Annotated in this window: 17 protein-coding genes and 1 other RNA gene; 9 read left to right on the top strand and 9 right to left on the bottom strand. The window is 70.1% G+C overall.

Translation table 11 applies throughout. From position 1 onward, the window contains the following. The first annotated feature begins 91 nt into the window (after window positions 1–91). The 3 genes from ffs to LW587_RS02055 all read left to right on the top strand — a co-directional run bounded on the left by ffs (window position 92) and on the right by LW587_RS02055 (window position 2507). Window positions 92–188, top strand: an RNA gene (gene ffs / locus LW587_RS02045) — signal recognition particle sRNA small type. Between the two features lie 60 nt (window positions 189–248). Beyond that, window positions 249–2093 carry a DNA polymerase III subunit gamma/tau gene (locus tag LW587_RS02050; protein WP_232627946.1) on the top strand — a complete coding sequence of 615 codons (1845 nt, stop codon included), beginning with the start codon at window positions 249–251 and terminating at the stop codon, window positions 2091–2093. Between the two features lie 90 nt (window positions 2094–2183). Continuing rightward, entirely contained in the window at window positions 2184–2507 is a 324-nt protein-coding gene (locus LW587_RS02055; protein ID WP_232627947.1) for a YbaB/EbfC family nucleoid-associated protein, read from the top strand. 183 nt (window positions 2508–2690) lie between these two features. On the opposite strand, the gene LW587_RS02060 is transcribed toward LW587_RS02055, so the two are convergent. Further along, on the bottom strand, window positions 2691–4310 hold the full coding sequence (locus LW587_RS02060) for a phosphoenolpyruvate carboxykinase (protein ID WP_232627948.1): 1620 nt from the start codon (window positions 4308–4310) through the stop codon (window positions 2691–2693). A 307-nt stretch (window positions 4311–4617) separates the two neighbouring features. Here LW587_RS02060 and recR point away from each other — a divergent pair, with 307 nt between their 5' ends. The 4 genes from recR (at window position 4618) to truA (ending at window position 7625) form a co-directional block, all read left to right on the top strand. Beyond that, complete coding sequence (recR, locus tag LW587_RS02065; protein WP_232627949.1) at window positions 4618–5223, top strand: recombination mediator RecR; 606 nt, start codon at window positions 4618–4620, stop codon at window positions 5221–5223. 96 nt (window positions 5224–5319) lie between these two features. Further along, window positions 5320–5838, top strand: coding sequence for a peptide deformylase (locus LW587_RS02070; RefSeq protein WP_232627950.1), 519 nt, complete (start codon window positions 5320–5322; stop codon window positions 5836–5838). A gap of 4 nt (window positions 5839–5842) precedes the next feature. Further along, window positions 5843–6772: a methionyl-tRNA formyltransferase gene (gene fmt / locus LW587_RS02075; RefSeq protein ID WP_232627951.1), complete on the top strand. Its 930-nt coding sequence runs from the start codon at window positions 5843–5845 to the stop codon at window positions 6770–6772. A gap of 94 nt (window positions 6773–6866) precedes the next feature. Then, the gene (gene truA, locus LW587_RS02080) at window positions 6867–7625 is read left to right on the top strand and encodes a tRNA pseudouridine(38-40) synthase TruA (RefSeq protein ID WP_232628059.1); all 759 of its coding nucleotides are present in this window, start codon (window positions 6867–6869) and stop codon (window positions 7623–7625) included. Here the strand turns inward: truA and dapE are convergent. Next, window positions 7610–8779 carry a succinyl-diaminopimelate desuccinylase gene (gene dapE, locus LW587_RS02085; protein ID WP_232628060.1) on the bottom strand — a complete coding sequence of 390 codons (1170 nt, stop codon included), beginning with the start codon at window positions 8777–8779 and terminating at the stop codon, window positions 7610–7612. The genes truA and dapE overlap by 16 nt on opposite strands. Before the next feature lie 269 nt (window positions 8780–9048). On the opposite strand from dapE, the gene LW587_RS02090 reads away from it, so the two are divergent. Further along, complete coding sequence (locus tag LW587_RS02090) at window positions 9049–9885, top strand: HesA/MoeB/ThiF family protein (RefSeq protein WP_232627952.1); 837 nt, start codon at window positions 9049–9051, stop codon at window positions 9883–9885. On the opposite strand, the gene LW587_RS02095 is transcribed toward LW587_RS02090, so the two are convergent. The 7 genes from LW587_RS02095 to rpmI all read right to left on the bottom strand — a co-directional run bounded on the left by LW587_RS02095 (window position 9833) and on the right by rpmI (window position 15825). After that, the gene (locus LW587_RS02095; protein ID WP_232627953.1) at window positions 9833–10705 is read right to left on the bottom strand and encodes a DUF1186 domain-containing protein; all 873 of its coding nucleotides are present in this window, start codon (window positions 10703–10705) and stop codon (window positions 9833–9835) included. The two genes, LW587_RS02090 and LW587_RS02095, sit on opposite strands and share 53 nt — an antisense overlap. An 18-nt stretch (window positions 10706–10723) precedes the next feature. Continuing rightward, entirely contained in the window at window positions 10724–13147 is a 2424-nt protein-coding gene (gene pheT, locus LW587_RS02100) for a phenylalanine--tRNA ligase subunit beta (protein WP_232627954.1), read from the bottom strand. A gap of 14 nt (window positions 13148–13161) precedes the next feature. Next, window positions 13162–13647 (bottom strand): hypothetical protein, encoded by a 486-nt coding sequence (locus LW587_RS02105; protein WP_232627955.1) that lies wholly within the window; start codon window positions 13645–13647, stop codon window positions 13162–13164. Continuing rightward, window positions 13647–13946 (bottom strand): hypothetical protein, encoded by a 300-nt coding sequence (locus LW587_RS02110; protein WP_232627956.1) that lies wholly within the window; start codon window positions 13944–13946, stop codon window positions 13647–13649. Before LW587_RS02110 ends, LW587_RS02105 begins: the two co-directional genes overlap by 1 nt. 19 nt (window positions 13947–13965) lie before the next feature. After that, window positions 13966–15045: a phenylalanine--tRNA ligase subunit alpha gene (gene pheS / locus LW587_RS02115; RefSeq protein WP_232627957.1), complete on the bottom strand. Its 1080-nt coding sequence runs from the start codon at window positions 15043–15045 to the stop codon at window positions 13966–13968. 161 nt (window positions 15046–15206) lie between these two features. After that, window positions 15207–15572 carry a 50S ribosomal protein L20 gene (gene rplT / locus LW587_RS02120; protein WP_137828480.1) on the bottom strand — a complete coding sequence of 122 codons (366 nt, stop codon included), beginning with the start codon at window positions 15570–15572 and terminating at the stop codon, window positions 15207–15209. A 49-nt stretch (window positions 15573–15621) separates the two neighbouring features. Further along, window positions 15622–15825, bottom strand: a complete 204-nt coding sequence (rpmI, locus tag LW587_RS02125; RefSeq protein ID WP_056244427.1) for a 50S ribosomal protein L35 — start codon at window positions 15823–15825, stop codon at window positions 15622–15624. Window positions 15826–16217: 392 nt separating this feature from the next. Between rpmI and LW587_RS02130 the strand changes: the two genes are divergently transcribed. Beyond that, complete coding sequence (locus tag LW587_RS02130; RefSeq protein ID WP_232627958.1) at window positions 16218–17351, top strand: glycosyltransferase family 4 protein; 1134 nt, start codon at window positions 16218–16220, stop codon at window positions 17349–17351. The last annotated feature ends 115 nt before the right edge of the window (window positions 17352–17466 follow it).

The following is a 17466-nucleotide window of genomic DNA, read 5'->3' on the forward strand; positions in this document are numbered from 1 at the left end:
CGTTCATCGTCCGTCCTCCCGGCGGGATACTCCTCCAGCCCCGCGAGCGGCGCGCTTGCATCCCGCCGCGCCTGCCGTCATATACGGCTCCGGGAGGTTGGCGAGGGACGTTTCACTCGCCAACCGGGTCAGGTCCGGAAGGAAGCAGCCCTAACGAGACCGAGCGGGTCTTTGTCCAGCCTCCCACCCTCGCCGCCCATGCCCGGCATGGGCCGGGCGGCCAGCCTCCCCAAAATCCGAACGGCGGCATGGACGAGACGCACGGCACGTTTCCCGACGAGCCGGGCCTGCCCGGCATGCCGGCGCCCGAGGCCGCGACGCCCTACCGGGTGCTGGCCCGCAAGTACCGTCCCCAGACCTTCGACGATCTGATCGGCCAGGGCGCCATGGTGCGCACGCTGGCCAACGCGTTCGCGGCGAACCGCATCCCCCAGGCCTGGATGCTGACCGGCGTGCGCGGGGTCGGCAAGACCACCACCGCCCGGATCCTGGCCCGCGGCCTCAACTACCTGCGCGAGGGCCAGCCGGACACCGGCCCGACGGTGACGATGCCGGAGCTCGGCCGCCATTGCCGGGCGATCATGGAATCCCGGCACATGGACGTGCTGGAGATGGACGCCGCCTCCCATACCGGCATCGACGACGTGCGCGGCATCATCGACGGCATCCGCTACAGTCCGGTCTCGGCGCGCTACAAAGTCTACATCGTCGACGAGGTCCACATGCTCTCCGAGAAGGCGTTCAATGCCTTTCTGAAGACGCTGGAGGAGCCGCCGCCCCACGCCAAGTTTGTCTTTGCCACCACCGAGATCCGCAAGGTCCCGGTGACGATCCTGTCGCGCTGCCAGCGGTTCGATCTGCGCCGGGTCGAGGCCGACACCCTCTCGGCCCATCTGAAGAAGATCTGCGCGGCCGAGGCCGTGCCCGCGGAGGCCGAGGCGCTCGCCGCGATCACCCGGGCGGCGGAAGGCTCGGTGCGCGACGCGCTCTCCCTGCTCGATCAGGCCATCGCCCACGGCGCCGGTTCGGTGACGGCCGCGGGCGTGCGCGACATGCTCGGGCTCGCCGACCGCGCCCGTATCGTCGACCTGTTCGAGGCGGTGATGCGGGGCGATGTGCCCGCGGCCTTCGCGGAGTTGCGCGCGCAATACGATGCGGGCGCCGACCCGGCGGTGATGCTCTCCGATCTCGCCGGCTTCACCCATCTCGTCACCCGCCTCAAGATCGTGCCGGACGCCGCCGCCGACCCGACGCTCAGCGAGGCCGAGCGTGTCCGCGGCGCGGAATTCGCCGCGCGCTTGCCGGTGCGCGCCCTGTCGCGGGCATGGCAGATCCTGCTGAAGGCCCTGCCCGAGGTGCAGACGGCCCCCCGCCCCCTGGCCGCGGCCGAGATGGCGGTGGTCCGGCTGGCCTACGCCGCCGATCTGCCGACGCCGGACGAGGCCCTGCGCCGCCTGCGCAGCGAGGGGGCCGCGCTGGGCGGCCAGGCCCCTGCCGCCCCCGCCTCGGGGGGCGGCGGTCCCGTCGCCTTCGCCCGCGAGAGCGGTTCGGCGGCGCTCCAACGGGCGCCCGCCCTGCCCCGTCCGGTCCTCGCCTCGGCCAATCCCGCGCCCGAAATCGTCGCCCCTTCCGAGGCGGCCTCCGTCGGCCTCCGGCTCGGTCGCTTCGAGGACGTGGTCGCCCAGGCCGAGGCCGCCCGCGACATCGCCCTGAAGGTGGCCCTGGAGCGCGACGTCCACCTCGTCCGCTTCGAGGAGGGCCGGATCGAGTTCCGCCTCGCCGCGGGCGGGCGGCCGAGCCTCGCCAACGACCTCGCCCGCGCCCTCGACGCCTGGACCGGGCGGCGCTGGATCGTGGCGATCTCGAAGGAGGAAGGCGCGCCCACCCTGGCGCAGAATGTGCGCGAGGCGGAGCAGACCCGCCACCAGAACGCCGCCGCCCATCCGCTGGTGCGGGAGGTGCTGGCGCGCTTTCCCGGCGCCCAGATCGTCGACGTGCGCGACAAGGCCGCCGAGGCCGGCCCGGCGGCGAGCGGCCCGGAGGCGCCCGGCCCGGTCGAGCCGGTGCCGGACGAGACTGAGGACGAGCCCTGAGCGTCACCTCCGTCCCTGGCGGATCGGGGCCTCGGCTCTTAGGTCAGTCCGGACGATCAAACCCGATACGGCGACCGGAGCGGACCCGACATGCGCGATCTCATGGGCATCATGAAGCAGGCCCAGGCCATGCAGGAGAAGATGGCCTCGCTCCAGTCCGAGCTCGACACGGTCGAGGTGCGGGGCGCCTCGGGCGGTGGCGCCGTCAGCGTGCGGATGACCGCCAAGGGACAGGTGCTCGGCGTCGCCATCGATCCGAGCCTGATGGTCGCCGACGAGCGTGAGATCCTGGAGGACCTGATCGTGGCCGCCTGCAACGACGCCCGGGCCAAGGCCGAGGCGACCGCGCAGGAGAAGATGGCCGAGCTGACCAAGGGTCTGCCGCTGCCGCCCGGGATGAAGCTGCCCTTCTGACCGCGCGGCCTGTCCCGGCCCGAGGCAGAGCCCCCGTTTGCGAAGGGCAGGCCGGCGGGTTCGCGTGCGGCTTTGGAAAAAGGGGCGGCGACCTCTGCCACCGCCCCTTGTCGTTTCGACCCTGTGGCGCAGGCTCTCGCGGAGAGCCGGCGCCACAGGGAGGCTGAGAGAACCGTCCTGGCCCTAGGCCGCGATCGAAGCGGCGACCGGCTCGGCGGCGCGCACGTCGGCATCGACGTAGCTTTCGAAGCGCTTGAAGTTCTCGCGGAACATCGTGACCAGCCGCGTGGCGGTGTCGGCGAAGGCCGCCTTGTTGGTCCAGGTGTCGACCGGGGAGAGCACCTGCGTCTCGACGCCGGGGACCTCGACCGGCACCGCGAAGCCGAAATACGGATCGCGGCGGAACTCGACTTGGGCCAGCGAGCCATCGAGGGCGGCGGTAAGCAGGCGGCGGGTCACGCGGATCGGCATGCGCCGCCCGGTGCCGACGCCGCCGCCGGTCCAGCCGGTGTTCACGAGCCAGCAATCGACGTCGTGCTCCGCGATCAGTTCGCGCAGCAGGTTGCCGTAGGTGCTCGGATGGCGCGGCATGAACGGCGCGCCGAAGCAGGTCGAGAAGGTCGCCTCCGGGGCGGTCAAGCCGCGCTCGGTGCCAGCCACCTTGGCGGTGTAGCCCGACAGGAAGTGGTACATCGCCTCGGCGCCGGTCAGCTTGGCGATCGGCGGCATCACGCCGAAGGCGTCGCAGGTCAGCATCACGATGTTCTTAGGGTGCCCGGCCCGGCCGGTGGCGCTCGCATTGGCGATGAAGTCGAGCGGGTAGGCGCAGCGGGTGTTCTCGGTCAGCGTCGCGTCGTCGAAGTCCGGCACGCGGGTGAGCGGGTCGATGACGACGTTCTCCATCACCGTGCCGAAGCGCTCGGTGGTGGCGTAGATCTCCGGCTCGGCATTGCGCGACAGCCGGATGGTCTTGGCGTAGCAGCCGCCCTCGAAGTTGAAGATGCCATCGGCGCCCCAGCCGTGCTCGTCGTCGCCGATGAGCTGGCGCGAGGAATCGTTCGAGAGCGTGGTCTTGCCGGTGCCCGAGAGGCCGAAGAACAGGGCCGAATCCCCGGTCTGATCGAGGCTGGCATTGGCCGAGCAATGCATCGGCATCACGCCCTTCCCGGGCAGAACGTAGTTCAGGTAGGTGAAGACCGACTTCTTCATCTCGCCGGCATAGGCCGAGCCGCCGATCAGCACGATCTTCTGGGCGAAGTCGATGGCGATCACGGTCTTGGAGCGGCAGCCATGGCGGGCCGGATCGGCCTGGAAGCTCGGCAGGTCGATGATCGTCAGCTCCGGCACGTAGGAGGCCAGCGCGTCGCGATCGGGCCGTATCAGCAGGTTGCGGATGAACAGGGAGTGCCACGCGAACTCGGTGTAGACGCGGGCGCGGACGCGGTGGGACGGGTCGGCGCCGCCGAACAGGTCCTGGGCGAAGAGTTCCTTGCCACGGGCATGGGTGCGGAAATCGTCGAGGAGGGTCGAGAACTGCTCGCGGGTGATCGAGCCGTTGTTGTCCCACCAGATCTCATTCTCGGTCGTGGCGTCGCGCACCACGTACTTGTCCTTGGGCGAACGGCCGGTGTGGCTGCCGGTGGTGGCGACCAGCGCGCCGCCCCGGGCGAGTTCGGCCTCGCCGCGGCGCAGGGCCTCTTCGTAGAGACGGGGGGCTTCGAGGTTCCAGTGGACGCCGGCGAGGTCGGTCAGGCCGATGACCTCCGGTCCGTGGGCCACGTTGAATTCGCCGATATTGGTCACGGACTGACTCCCTGGGCCCCTGATCGCACCGTTCGCAGCCGGACAGCCGGCTCTCGTTCCAACGTCGCGGGCCGTCCGCGCGGTCGTTCAGGACCGCCGCGCGCCGGTTCACCGGCCCGCCGCCCAAAGGCCCGATCCCGCGCTTAGCCGTCAACTAAACTTTGGGCCGAGCCAAATTTTTCTTGTGTCGCCGGCTGTCTTGCCGGCCTGTCCCTGACGTGTCGATGAACGGGCAAAACCGGCCGGACAGACCTATGTACGGGGCGTTCCCCCGCCGATCCTTCCCGCGAAAAGTTCGAATCACCGCATGCCCCAAGCCGTCGCCGGCCCGGAGATCGAGCGCCTGATCCAGCTCCTCGGCCGCATGCCCGGCCTCGGTCCCCGTTCGGCCCGGCGCGCCGCGCTCCAGCTCATCAAGAAGCGCGAGACCCTGCTGGCGCCGCTCGCCGACGCGATGCGGGTCGCCGCCGACCGGATCGTCGTCTGCTCGTCCTGCGGCAACGTCGATACCCGCGAGCCCTGCACGATCTGCGCCGATCAGGGCCGCGATCCGACCATGCTCGTCGTGGTCGAGGATGTGTCCGATCTGTGGGCCCTGGAGCGGTCGGGCGCGGTCAAGGCGCGCTACCACGTGCTCGGCGGCGTCCTCTCGGCGCTGGACGGAGTGCGGCCGGAGCATCTCACCATCGCCCGGCTCGTCGAACGGGCGAGCGAGCCGGAGGTGAAGGAGATCATCCTGGCCCTCAACGCGACCGTCGACGGGCAGACCACCGCCCATTACGTCACCGAATCCCTGAGGCCCCTCGGGCTGATCATCACGCGGCTCGCCCACGGCGTACCGGTCGGCGGGGAGCTCGACTATCTCGACGAGGGCACGCTGACGGCGGCGATCCGCAGCCGCACGGCGTTCTGAGTCCCCTCCGGCGGCCATTTGACCGGCCCCGCGCCGCCGCCTATCTGCGGTCGGCACCACCGCTTTTCCATCTCCCTCCGATCCCGGCCCCAAGCCATGTCCGTCCGTCCCCTCGTGATCCTGCCTGACGCGCTCTTGCGTCTCCGCTCCGAGCCGGTGACGGAGGTGACCCGCGAGATCCGCACGCTGGCGCAGGACATGATCGAGACGATGTACGACGCCCCCGGCATCGGCCTCGCGGCGATCCAGATCGGCGTGCCGAAGCGCGTCGTCACCATCGACGCCGCGAAGGACGAGAACGCCAAGAACCCGACCGTCTATCTGAACCCGGAGATCGTGTGGTCGTCGGAGGAGCGGCGCGTCTACGACGAGGGCTGCCTGTCGATCCCCGAATTCTACGGCGAGGTCGAGCGTCCGGACCGGGTCCGGGTGCGCTACATGACGCTCGACGGCGAGACCGTGGAGCAGGAGGCGGACGGGCTGCTCGCCACCTGCCTCCAGCACGAGATCGATCATCTCAACGGCGTCCTGTTCATCGATCACCTGTCGAAGCTCAAGCGCGACCGGGTGATGAAGAAGTTTTCGAAGGCGGCCAAGCGCGACACGGCGGCCTGAGCCGATGCGGGTCGTCTTCATGGGCACGCCGGATTTCGCCGTACCCACCCTGGACCGGTTGCAGGCCGACGGCCACACCCTCGCCGCGGTCTACACCCGGGCGCCCGCCAAAGCCGGGCGGGGCATGGCCCTGCGGCCCTCCCCGGTCCACGCCCGCGCCGAGGCCTTGGGCCTACCGGTCCTGACTCCCTCGACCCTGAAGACGCCGGAGGCCGCCGAGACCTTCGCGGGCCACGAGGCGGAGGTGGCCGTCGTCGTCGCCTACGGGATGCTGTTGCCGCAAGCGATCCTCGACCTGCCGCGCCACGGCTGCCTCAACCTGCACGGTTCCTTGCTGCCGCGCTGGCGCGGCGCGGCGCCGATCCAGCGCGCGGTCATGGCGGGCGACCCCGAAAGCGGCGTCGGCGTGATGCGGATGGAGGCGGGGCTCGATACCGGCCCCGTGGCCCTTGAGCGGCGCCTGCCGATCCGCGAGGGCATGACCGCGGGGGAATTGCACGACGCGCTGATGCCGGCCGGGGCCGCTCTGATGGGCGAGGCCCTCCGGGCGCTGGCGGAGGGCGGCCTGACCTTCACGCCGCAATCCCAGGAAGGCGTGGTCTACGCCCACAAGATCACCAATACGGAGGCGCGCATCGACTGGTCGCGCCCCGCCGCGGCGGTCGCGTGCCACATCAACGGGTTGTCGCCGTTTCCGGGCGCCTCCTTCGAGGTCGATCTCGGCAAGGGACAGGAGCGGGTGAAGGTGTTGCGCGCCCTTCCCTGCGAAGGCTCCGGCGCGCCCGGCACGCTGCTCGACGCCGCCGGCACCATCGCCTGCGGCAGCGGCGCGGTGCAGCTCCTCGAACTGCGCCGGGCCGGCAAGAGCGGCGCGGCGAGCGGCGAGGAGTTCTTGCGCGGGGCCCGGATGGCAGTCGGGGCGCGGCTTCCGTGAGAGCTTTGCGCGCCGCGGCGAGCCCGCACCCCTCCCCTCCCTCCGCTGCGGGCCTCCGCTGCGGACGGGGACGAGGTTGGCCGGCGCAGCCCTGATGCCCCGCTACAAGCTCGTCATCGAATACGACGGGGGCCCGTTCTGCGGCTGGCAGCGGCAGGCCGAGGACCCAACGGTTCAAGGCGCCATCGAGACGGCGGTCGAGCGCTTTTCCGGCGAGGCGGCGCGGCTCACCTGTGCCGGCCGCACCGATGCCGGCGTGCACGCGATCCATCAGGTCGCGCATGTCGATCTCGCCAAGGACTGGCGCACCGACACCGTGCGCGACGCGCTGAACGCGCATCTGCGCCCGCTGCCGGTCGCCGTTCTTTCGGCCGAGCGGGTCACGGAGGCCTTCGACGCGCGCCACTCCGCGATCCGGCGCCATTACCGCTACCGCATTCTCAATCGGCGCAGCCCCGCCGCGCTGACCCGTGCCCATGTCTGGCAGGTGCCCTGGTCCCTCGACGCCGACCGGATGCACGCCGCCGCCCAGCGGCTGCTCGGCCGCCACGACTTTTCGGCGTTTCGCGCCGCCGAGTGTCAGGCGAAGTCCCCGGTCCGCACGCTGGAGCGGCTCGACGTGACGCGGGAGCGGATGGGCCTCTTCGAGGAGATCGTCATCGCGACCTCGGCCCGCTCCTTCCTGCACCATCAGGTACGGGCCATGGCGGGCACGCTGATGCTCGCCGGAAGCGGGCGCCTCTCCCCCGACGACGTGGCGGAGATCCTGGCGACCCGGGCCAAGCACCGCTGCGGCCCGCTGGCGCCCGCGGGCGGGCTGACCTTCGTGGGCGTTGATTACGCCGAGAAGTAGCGCTCCACCACCCGTCCGTAGATCGCGGTGAGCCGCTCCAGATCGGCCACCGCCACCCGCTCGTCAACCTCGTGCATCGTCTGCCCGACGAGACCGAACTCGATGACCGGGCAGGCATCCTTTATGAAGCGCGCGTCCGAGGTGCCGCCGGTGGTCGAGAGCGCCGGGCGCCGGCCGGTCTCCGCCTGGATCGCCTCCGCCACGAGATCGACGAAGGCGTCGGGCTGCGTCAGGAAGGCCGGCGCGTTCGAGGGCTGAAGCGCGAGATCGAAGCGCACTGTGTCGCCCGCCGCCGCCTCGAGACGGCGGCGGATCTCCGCACCGAGGGTCTCGGCGGTCCAGTCGTCGTTGAAGCGGACGTTGAACACGGCCTTCGCCGAGGCCGGAATCACGTTGGTGGCGGGGTTGCCGACATCGATCGTCGTGAATTCGAGGTTCGAGGCGTCGAAATGGGCCGTGCCGCCGTCGAGGGGCTCGGCGATCAAGGCCGAAGCGAGGCGCAGCAGGCCGGGGATCGGGTTCTCCGCCCGGTGCGGGTAGGCCACGTGGCCCTGGCGCCCCTGCACGGTGATCCGCCCGGTGAGCGAGCCGCGCCGGCCGATCTTGATCATCTCGCCGAGCGCGTCCGGGTTGGTCGGCTCGCCGAGCAGGCAATGGTCGAAGCGTTCCCCGCGGGCGCGCGCCCAGTCGAGCAGCTTCACGGTGCCGTTGACCGCCGGGCCCTCTTCGTCGCCGGTGATCAGGAAGACGAGGGAGCCGCCGAAGTCCGGTCCGCGCTCGGCGAGGAAGGCCAGCACCGCGGCGAGCATGCAGGCGATGCCGCCCTTCATGTCCACGGCGCCGCGGCCGTAGAGGTACCCGTCGGCGACCGCGCCGGAAAACGGTCCATGTGCCCAGGACGCGTCGTCGCCCGGGGGCACCACGTCGGTATGGCCGGCGAAGACGAGGACCGGGCTCGTCGTGCCGAGGCGCGCGTAGAGATTCTCGATGTCCGGCGTGCCGTCCTGCGAGAAGATCGGGCGCTCGACGGAGAAGCCCGCTCCCACGAGGCGATCCGCCAGGAAGGACAGGGCGCCGCCCTCCTCCGGGGTGACGGAGGGGCAGCGGATCAGCGCCTGGGCGAGGGCGAGGGGGGCGTGGTCGGACAAGGGCAGCACCGCTGGCGCGTTCCGCCGAACCCGCCCGCATCCCGGGATGCCCGCGTGAGCGGACCGCGACGGATCGGCACCGCGCAACATCTCGGGACGACGGGCGACGGCGAAACAGCGACGATCGTCGGAGCGGCAGCCCTAGCACGCAGCCCTGGGGCGCGCACAGGACTTCGATGCCCGGCCCCAAATAAGCGGCCGTGATCGGCTCAGGAGTGGCCGCCGCTCGGCGCGCCCGGCTTCCGCTGACCGTCCCAGGCGCTTACATGGCCGGCATGGCTCTCTCGTCGGACGAAATCGAACGCTATGCCCGCCACCTCGTCCTGCGCGAGGTCGGGGGGCCGGGGCAGGCCCGGCTCAAGGCGGCGCGGGTTCTCGTCGTGGGTGCGGGCGGGCTCGGCGCGCCGCTGATCCAGTACCTCGCCGCGGCCGGCATCGGCACGATCGGGATCGTCGACGACGACGAGGTCTCCCTCTCGAATCTCCAGCGGCAGGTCATCCACGGCACGCCGGATATCGGCCGGCCGAAGGTAGAGAGCGCTGCGGAGGCCATCGCCCGGCTCAACCCGCATGTGCGGGTGGAGACCCATGCCGTCCGCCTCACCCCGGAGAACGCTCCGGCGCTTCTGGCGGGCTACGACCTCGTCGCCGACGGGACCGACAACTTCACGACCCGCTACGCCGTCTCGGATGCGTGCTTTGCCGCCGGGCGACCGCTGGTGACGGCGGCGCTTGGGGCCTTCGACGGCTCGCTCACCACGATCCGCGCCCACGAGGTCGGGCCGGACGGGCAGCCCAATCCGACCTATCGCTGCCTGTTTCCGACGCCGCCTCCGCCCGGGACCGTCGCCCCCTGCGCCGAGGCCGGCGTGCTCGGGGCGCTCGCGGGCGTGATGGGCTCCCTGATGGCGATGGAGGTGATCCGCGCGGTCGCCGGGTTCGGCGAGCCGCTGGTCGGGCGGCTGCTGATGGTGGATGCCCGCTCGATGCGCTTCGAGACGCTGCTTTACGCCTGGGACCCGGACAACCCGCTCAACGGCATCGCGACGCGGGACGGGGTCAGGACAGCCCGGGAAGCCGCACCGGCGGGGCGGCCGCCTCGGACGCGTTGAGGCAGCATTTCTTAAATTTCTTGCCCGAGCCGCAGGGGCACGGATCGTTGCGGCCGACCTCCTTGAACGGGTTCGTGACCGGCTGGCCGTAGGATTCCTCGGTCCAGTCCAGGGCGGCCACCGGATCGTCGAGGGTGCCGTAGCGCTCGCCGAACTCGCTGAGGTCCGGCGGCTCGGCGCTCGCCCGGCGCAGAGCCTTGCGGAACCATGCCGCATCGCTGATCTCGTCGGTGAGGCGGCCGTCGCGCCGGGCCGCCTCCGCCTTCGGGGCGAGATCGGTGAGGCCGAGATAGGCGATCGACTCCTCCCAGCCGACCCAGGCCAGATCGCCTTCGATCGCCGCCTGAGCGGCCTCGAATCGGACCAGCAGCGCCCGGGTGTCCGCCAGCGGCAGGCGGCCCTGGCGGGTCAGGAAGGACAGGGCCGTGAAGGCCTCGTAGCGGATGCCGCCGTCGGCGGCGCTGTCGAGGATCAGGGTCTGAAGCGGGGCCGCATCCCCGTCGAAGACGCTGGCGATGACGCGGGCCAGGGTGATCCCGAGGGCGTCGCCGAGCAGCTCCTCAAGCGCCTCAGCGTCCTGATGCAGAAGCCGCATCAGCGGGGGATACACCCGCCGGTCGCCGGCCGCGGCCAGGGCGTGCACGCCCCAGAACAGCAGGTTCGCCTCGTGCTCGCTCGGCGCGTCGGGATCCTTCGCGGCGGTGGCCAGCACTTGGAGCACGGCGTCGGCGATCGCTTCCGGCGCGGCCACGGCCTGCCGGAGGGCCTCCACCGGCATGTGGTCGGCGACCGACAGGCGTTCGATCAGATCCGCGTCCATGGCCACCTCTTGCTCAGGTCAGGCGCGCAGGGTGGCGCCGGTCTTTTTCGACACCTCGGCGACGATCCGGGCGCTGACGGCCTCGATCTCGACGTCGGTCAGGGTCCGCTCGCTCGGCTGGAGCCGCACGGCGACAGCCACCGATTTCGCGCCCTCCGGCACGCCCGGGCCCTCGTAGAGATCGAACACCTCGACGCCCGTGATCAGCTTGCGCTCGGCGCCCTGCACCGCCTTCAGGATATCGGCGGCGGCCACGTCGCGGGGGACCACGAAGGCGAAGTCCCGGGCGATCGCCTGGAGATCGGGCAGAACCAGCGCGGGTTTCGCCTTGGTCGGGCGATGGCGCGGCAGCGGCAGGGCGTCAAGGACGATCTCGAAGGCCACCAGCGTGCCCTTGAGGTCCATCGCCTTCAGGAGGCGCGGATGCAGCGCGCCGAAATGGCCGATCACGGTCTTCGGCCCGAATTGCAGCGTGCCCGAGCGGCCGGGATGCAGCCAGTCGGGTCCGCCCGCGACGATCTGGAGACCGCCGGTCGGGACGCCGAGGGCGGTGAGCAGCGCCAGGGCATCGGCCTTGGCCTCGAAAGCATCCACGGGCTCGGCCGCGCCGCTCCAGTGGCGCCCGGCCCCGCCATGACGGGCGGTGCCACGGCGCAGGCCCGTGGCGCGCAGGGACTGACCCTCCGGCGCGTCGCTGGCGAAGCACTGGCCCACTTCGAAGAGCGCAACGTCGGGGAAGCCCCGGTCGGCGTTGCGCTGCGCGGCCCGGAGGAGGCCCGGCACGAGGCTCGGGCGCATGTCGGAGAGATCCGAGGCGATCGGGTTGGCCAGCGCCAGATCGGCCTTGCCGCCCCCGAACAGCACCGCGTCGGCCTGCGGGATGAAGGAGTAGGTGACGGCTTCCAGCATGCCCCGGCTGGCGAGCGCCCGCTTGGCGAGGCGTCCGCGCCGCTGCAGTACCGTCAGCATCGGTTCGGTCGCGACGGTCTCGATCCGCGGCAGGGGCTTGGGCTCGATCCGGTCGAGGCCCGCGATGCGCACGATCTCCTCGACGAGATCGGCCTTGCCTTCCACGTCCGGCCGCCAGGAGGGCGGCAGCACCTTCACCCGGTCGCCGGAGCCCGAGATGTGGAAGCCGAGGGATTCCAGCGTCACCTTCATCTCGACCCGCGACAGCTCGATCCCGGCCAGGCGCCGAACCTCGGTCCAGGGGAAGTCGATGACGCGGGACAGGTCCGGCACCTCGCCCGCGAGGCTCACCTGCGTGGGCGTGCCGCCGCACAGATCGACCACGAGGCGGGTGGCGAGGTCGAGCCCCGGCAGGGCGAAGGCCGGGTCGACGCCGCGCTCGAAGCGGTAGCGGGCATCGGTGATGATGCCGAGGCGCCGGCCGGTGCGGGCGATGCTACGCGGGTCCCAGAGGGCGGATTCGATGAGCACGTCGGTGGTGCCCGCGTCGCATCCCGAGGCCTCGCCCCCCATGATGCCGCCGAGGGATTCCACGCCGTTGTCGTCGGCGATCACCACCGCGTCGGCATCGAGCCGGTAGGTCTTGCCATCGAGGGCGACGAGGCTCTCGCCGTCCTCGGCCCGCCGCACCGTCAGTCCCCCGGCGACCTTCGCCGCATCGAACACGTGCAGCGGCCGGCCGCGGTCGAAGGTCAGGTAGTTGGTGATGTCGACCAGCGCGTTGATCGGGCGCAGGCCGATGGCGCGCAGGCGCTTCTGCATCCATTCGGGCGACGGACCGTTGGTCACGCCGCGCACGAGGCGCAGGGCGAAGAGCGGGCACAGGCCCTGATCGGACGCATCGAACCGCAGGGTGACCGGCACCGGGCAGGGCCCCTCGCCCCGCACCGGCGGCAGCGGCTCGCGCTTGAGCGTGCCGATGCCGGTGGCGGCGAGATCCCGGGCGATGCCGTGGATCGAGGCGCAATCCGACCGGTTCGGCGTGAGGTTGATCTCGATGACCGGATCGTCGAGCCCGGCCCAGACCGCGTAGGGCGTTCCGACCGGCGCGTCGTCCGGCAGGTCGAAGATGCCGTCATGGTCCTCGCCGAGGCCGAGTTCGGCCGCCGAGCAGAGCATGCCGCGGCTCTCGACGCCGCGGATCGTGCCGACCGACAGGGTGAGGGCCTTGCCCGGTACGTAGGTGCCCGGCGGCGCGAAGACCGAGCGCATGCCCGTGCGCGCGTTCGGTGCCCCGCACACGACCTGGACCGGCGCGGCATCACCCGCATCGACCTGGCAGACCCGCAGGCGGTCGGCATTCGGGTGGGGCTCGGCGGAGATCACCCGCGCGATCACGTAGGGACGCAGCGCGGCGGCCTTGTCCTCGAGACCCTCGACCTCCAGGCCGATCCGCGTCAGCGTCTCGCTGATCACGTCGAGCGAGGCCTCGGTGTCGAGGTGGTCCTTGAGCCAGGAAAGGGTGAATTTCATCGCTTCGCTTTGGTTCAGCCAGCGCGCGTGCGAGCCAGCGGGAGAAGGGCGCGTTCGAGGCTTGCCTTCGGGTCGAGACCTTCGATCCGCGTGATCGCGTCCCTCGCCTCGTCGATCAGGGCAAGCGCCTGCATGCGGCTGAAGAGGGCCGAGGGCGGCGCATCATCGGCAGCGTGGCGGTTTCCGTGGAGGCTCTCGAACAGAGAGCCGACCCGTTCGATGGCTGGATCGATCAGTTTGACTTCACGGTTCCGCAGTTTCCGCAGCGCGACCCCGTGTTCAAGCGAACGATCGATCGGCGGCAGGCTTCCGGCCCTGCTCCCGCCGATCAGTCCATCCGCACACAGGGTGTTGAGCGCGTGAAACACTGCGTCGCAGGCGCTGCTCACGGCCCGACGCATGGACGCCTGCCGATAGCCGGAAGCTCCGCTCGCCTGAGCGAAGGCCTCGGCGACAAACAGCAATCCGTCGACGAGCGGTCCCGGGAGCTTTCGCGGCATCACTCGGCCGCCAGGACGTCGTGCGCATAGGGCGGGGGATCGTCGGGATAATCGTAGATCAGATAGGGGAAACGGTGTTCGCCCTTGCTCTCCAAGGCACAGCGCATGGCGACGAGCGCGTCCGCGGTCGTATGGCCGCTCGTCACCCCAGCGCCCGAACGGAACCGGACCGTCACGAAGAGCGCATCCTCATCGGCATGGTTCGGCTTCGCCTCGACGGACGCGCTCTCGAACCCCGCATCGCGCATGGTCTGCACGAGTACCGCCTCGACGAGGGCTTGGATCTCCCGATCCGTCATCGCTCCCCTCCCGCTTCCCTCACCCCGTGAGTCCGCCGACGAGGCTCGGCACGTCGATCGGCCGGAAGCCGTAATGTTCCAGCCAGCGCACATCCGCCTCGAAGAACGGGCGCAGGTCCGGCATGCCGTATTTGAGCATGGCGAGGCGATCGATGCCCATGCCGAAGGCGAAGCCCTGGACCTGATCCGGATCGAGCCCGCCGTTGCGCAGCACGTTCGGGTGCACCATGCCGCAGCCCAGGATCTCCAGCCAGTCGGTGCCCTCGCCGAAGCGCAGCTCGCCGCCCTTGCGCGAGCACTGGATGTCCACCTCGGCGGACGGCTCGGTGAAGGGGAAGAACGAGGGGCGGAAGCGCATGGTCACGCCCTCGACCTCGAAGAAGGCGCGGCAGAACGATTCGAGGACCCATTTGAGGTTCGCGATGTTGGCCGAGCGGTCGATCACCAGACCCTCGACCTGATGGAACATCGGCGTGTGGGTCTGGTCGGAATCGTGGCGGTAGGTGCGGCCCGGCATGATCACGCGGATCGGCGGCTGCTTGGCCCGCATGGTGCGGACCTGGACCGGCGAGGTGTGGGTGCGCAGGAGCTTGCGCCGCCCGAGATGGTCGGGGGCGAGGAAGAAGGTGTCGTGCATCTCCCGGGCCGGATGGCCCTCGGGGAAGTTCAGCGCGGTGAAGTTCAGCTCGTCCGTCTCGATGTCGGGGCCCTCCGCCACCGAGAAGCCGAGATCGGCGAAGATCGCGGTGATCTCCTCGATGACCTGGCTGATCGGGTGGATGCGGCCGCGGATCTCCGGCGCCTCACGAAGCGGCAGCGTCACGTCGATCCGCTCGGCGGAGAGCCGCGCGTCGAGGGCGGCCTCGGCCAAGGCCTCGCGCTTGCCGGCGAGCGCGCTCTGCACCCGGTCGCGCAGGCCGTTGATGAGGGGGCCGCGCTCCTTGCGCTCCTCGGGCGTCATCGCGCCGAGGGTCTTGAGAAGCTCGGAGACGCTGCCCTTCTTGCCCAGCGCGGCGACGCGCAGGGCTTCGAGGGCGGCCTCGTCACCGGCCTGCCCGATCTGGCCGAGAAGGTCGCGTTCGAGAGCGTCGAGGTCCATCACCCATCCTTGCCCATCACAGGGGGTCGCGGGCCGCTTTTTTCGCGTTGCCCGCCCTGCCGCAAGCCCCGACGGCCCGGGGCCTGCCCGAAAACGAAGAAGGCGCGGCGCTTCCCGCGCCGCGCCTCATGGAAGGATCGCGCGTTCCGCTGCCGGAACGGTCAGGCGGCCTTCGGCAGAGCCGATTTTGCCTTCTCGACCACGGCGGCGAAGCTCGCCGGCTCATGGATGGCGAGTTCGGACAGAGCCTTGCGGTCCACCTCGATGCCCGACTTGGCGAGCCCGTCGATGAAGCGCGAATAGGTCAGGCCGTGCTCGCGCACCGCCGCGTTGAGGCGCTGGATCCAGAGAGCGCGGAAGGTGCGCTTCTTGTTCTTGCGGTCGCGGTAGGCGTACTGCAGACCCTTCTCCACCGCCTGCTTGGCGATGCGGATCGTATTCTTGCGCCGGCCGTAATAGCCCTTGGCGGCCTTCAGAACTTTCTTGTGCTTCGCGTGACTGGTCACGCCGCGTTTGACGCGGGCCATGGGAGATCTCCTCGGATTCTAGAAAAGCAAATTCGCGGGCGAAGAAGCTTCAGCGCTGGTTGGGCAGGAAGTACTTCTTCACGTTGGCGGCATCGCCCTCGAACAGGGTCGTGGTGCCGCGCAGGTTGCGGATCTGCTTCGTGGTCCGCTTGATCATCCCGTGGCGCTTGCCGGCCTGGGCGTACATCACCTTGCCGGTGCCGGTGATCTTGAAGCGCTTCTTGGCGCCCGATTTGGTCTTCAGCTTGGGCATTTGGCTCTCCTGACGCAACGGCGGGCCGGCCGGAGAGCCGGAGCCTTGCGCTGTGATGCTGCTGGAGCAACGGGAACCGCCACGGCAGCCCGATCGGCCGGGCGGTTCGACGCGGGCGGCTTATGGCAGAAACCGTCGCCGGTTTCAATCGACCATGAAGGCGGCCCCGGGGCCGCGTCGCAGCCGTCCGCGGCGGTCAAGTCGGCAGGGGGCCAATCGGTGCCGAGAACTGTGGATAGCCGGCATGACGGCAGGCTTCGAAGAGAATCGCCATCGCCTCGGGGACGCAGCGGAACCATAAACCTTGGCTGTCCGTTTCGTTCATGTACCGCTCAGGCCGCGTCGGCAATACCTCTGCCCAACATCCTTATTCGGTCACAGGAGACGTCTTCGTGCGCATTGCCCAGGTTGCCCCGCTCGCGGAAGCTGTTCCCCCGAAGTTCTATGGCGGCACCGAGCGCGTGGTGTCGTGGATCACGGAAGAACTGGTCCGTCAGGGCCACGACGTCACGCTGTTCGCCAGCGGCGATTCCAAGACGTCGGCCAAGCTTGCCGCCTGCCATCCGGAAGGTCTGCGCCTTCTCGGCTACCGCGACCACACCGCCGGCCACCTCGCCATGCTGCACCACGTGCATCGCCGGGCGCATGAGTTCGACGTGATCCATTTCCACATCGACCTCCTGCAATACCCGATGTTCGAGGACCTGTACCACAAGTGCCTGACGACCATGCACGGTCGCCTGGACGTGCCGGATTTCATGCCGGTCTACAACACCTTCACCGGTATGCCTCTGGTGTCGATCTCGGACCATCAGCGCGAGCCGATGCCCGACAACTCGAACTGGCTGGCGACGATCCATCACGGCCTGCCGAAGGAGAACTGCCCCTTCTATCCGGAGGCGAAGGGCGGCTACCTCGCCTTCCTCGGCCGCATCTCGCCCGAGAAGCGCCCCGACCGTGCGATCGAGATGGCGATCCGCTCCGGAACGCCGCTGAAGATCGCCGCCAAGGTCGACAAGGCCGACCAGGAATACTGGGACGAGAAGATCGAGCCGATGATCCACCACCCGCTGGTGGAGTATATCGGCGAGATCAACGAGGAGCAGAAGAAGGACTTCCTCGGCAACGCCCTGGCGCTCGCCTTCCCGATCGACTGGCCGGAGCCCTTCGGCCTAGTGATGATCGAGGCGATGTCGGCGGGTACCCCGGTGATCGCCTTCGGCAACGGTTCGGTCCCTGAGGTCATCAAGGATGGGGTCTCCGGCTTCATCGTCAATGCGATGGACGAGGCGATCGAGGCCTGCCGCAAGGTACGCGATCTGCCGCGTGCCGGCGTCCGCAACCACTTCGAGGGCCGATTCACGGCGGAGGTCATGGTCCGCAAATACGTGTCGGCCTACGAGCAGCTGCTCGCCAACCCCGGCAACGTGATCCAGATGCCGACCGCCGGCGCCTTCTCGCCCCAGTACGGAGAGCTGAACGGCAAGGCCGGCGCGCCGATCCACGTCGCGGCAATGCCGGCCTGAAACCCCGCGAAAGCGAGGCCCGGCCCCCTCGCCGGGGCCGGTCGGGCGCCTAACTGATCGATCCGTAACAGGCCGCCGGTCGTGCCACACGACCGGCGGTTTTCGATTCGAAGGT

It is taken from the genome of Methylobacterium sp. Leaf118, assembly GCF_920984675.1.
Classification (GTDB): Bacteria; Pseudomonadota; Alphaproteobacteria; order Rhizobiales; family Beijerinckiaceae; genus Methylobacterium.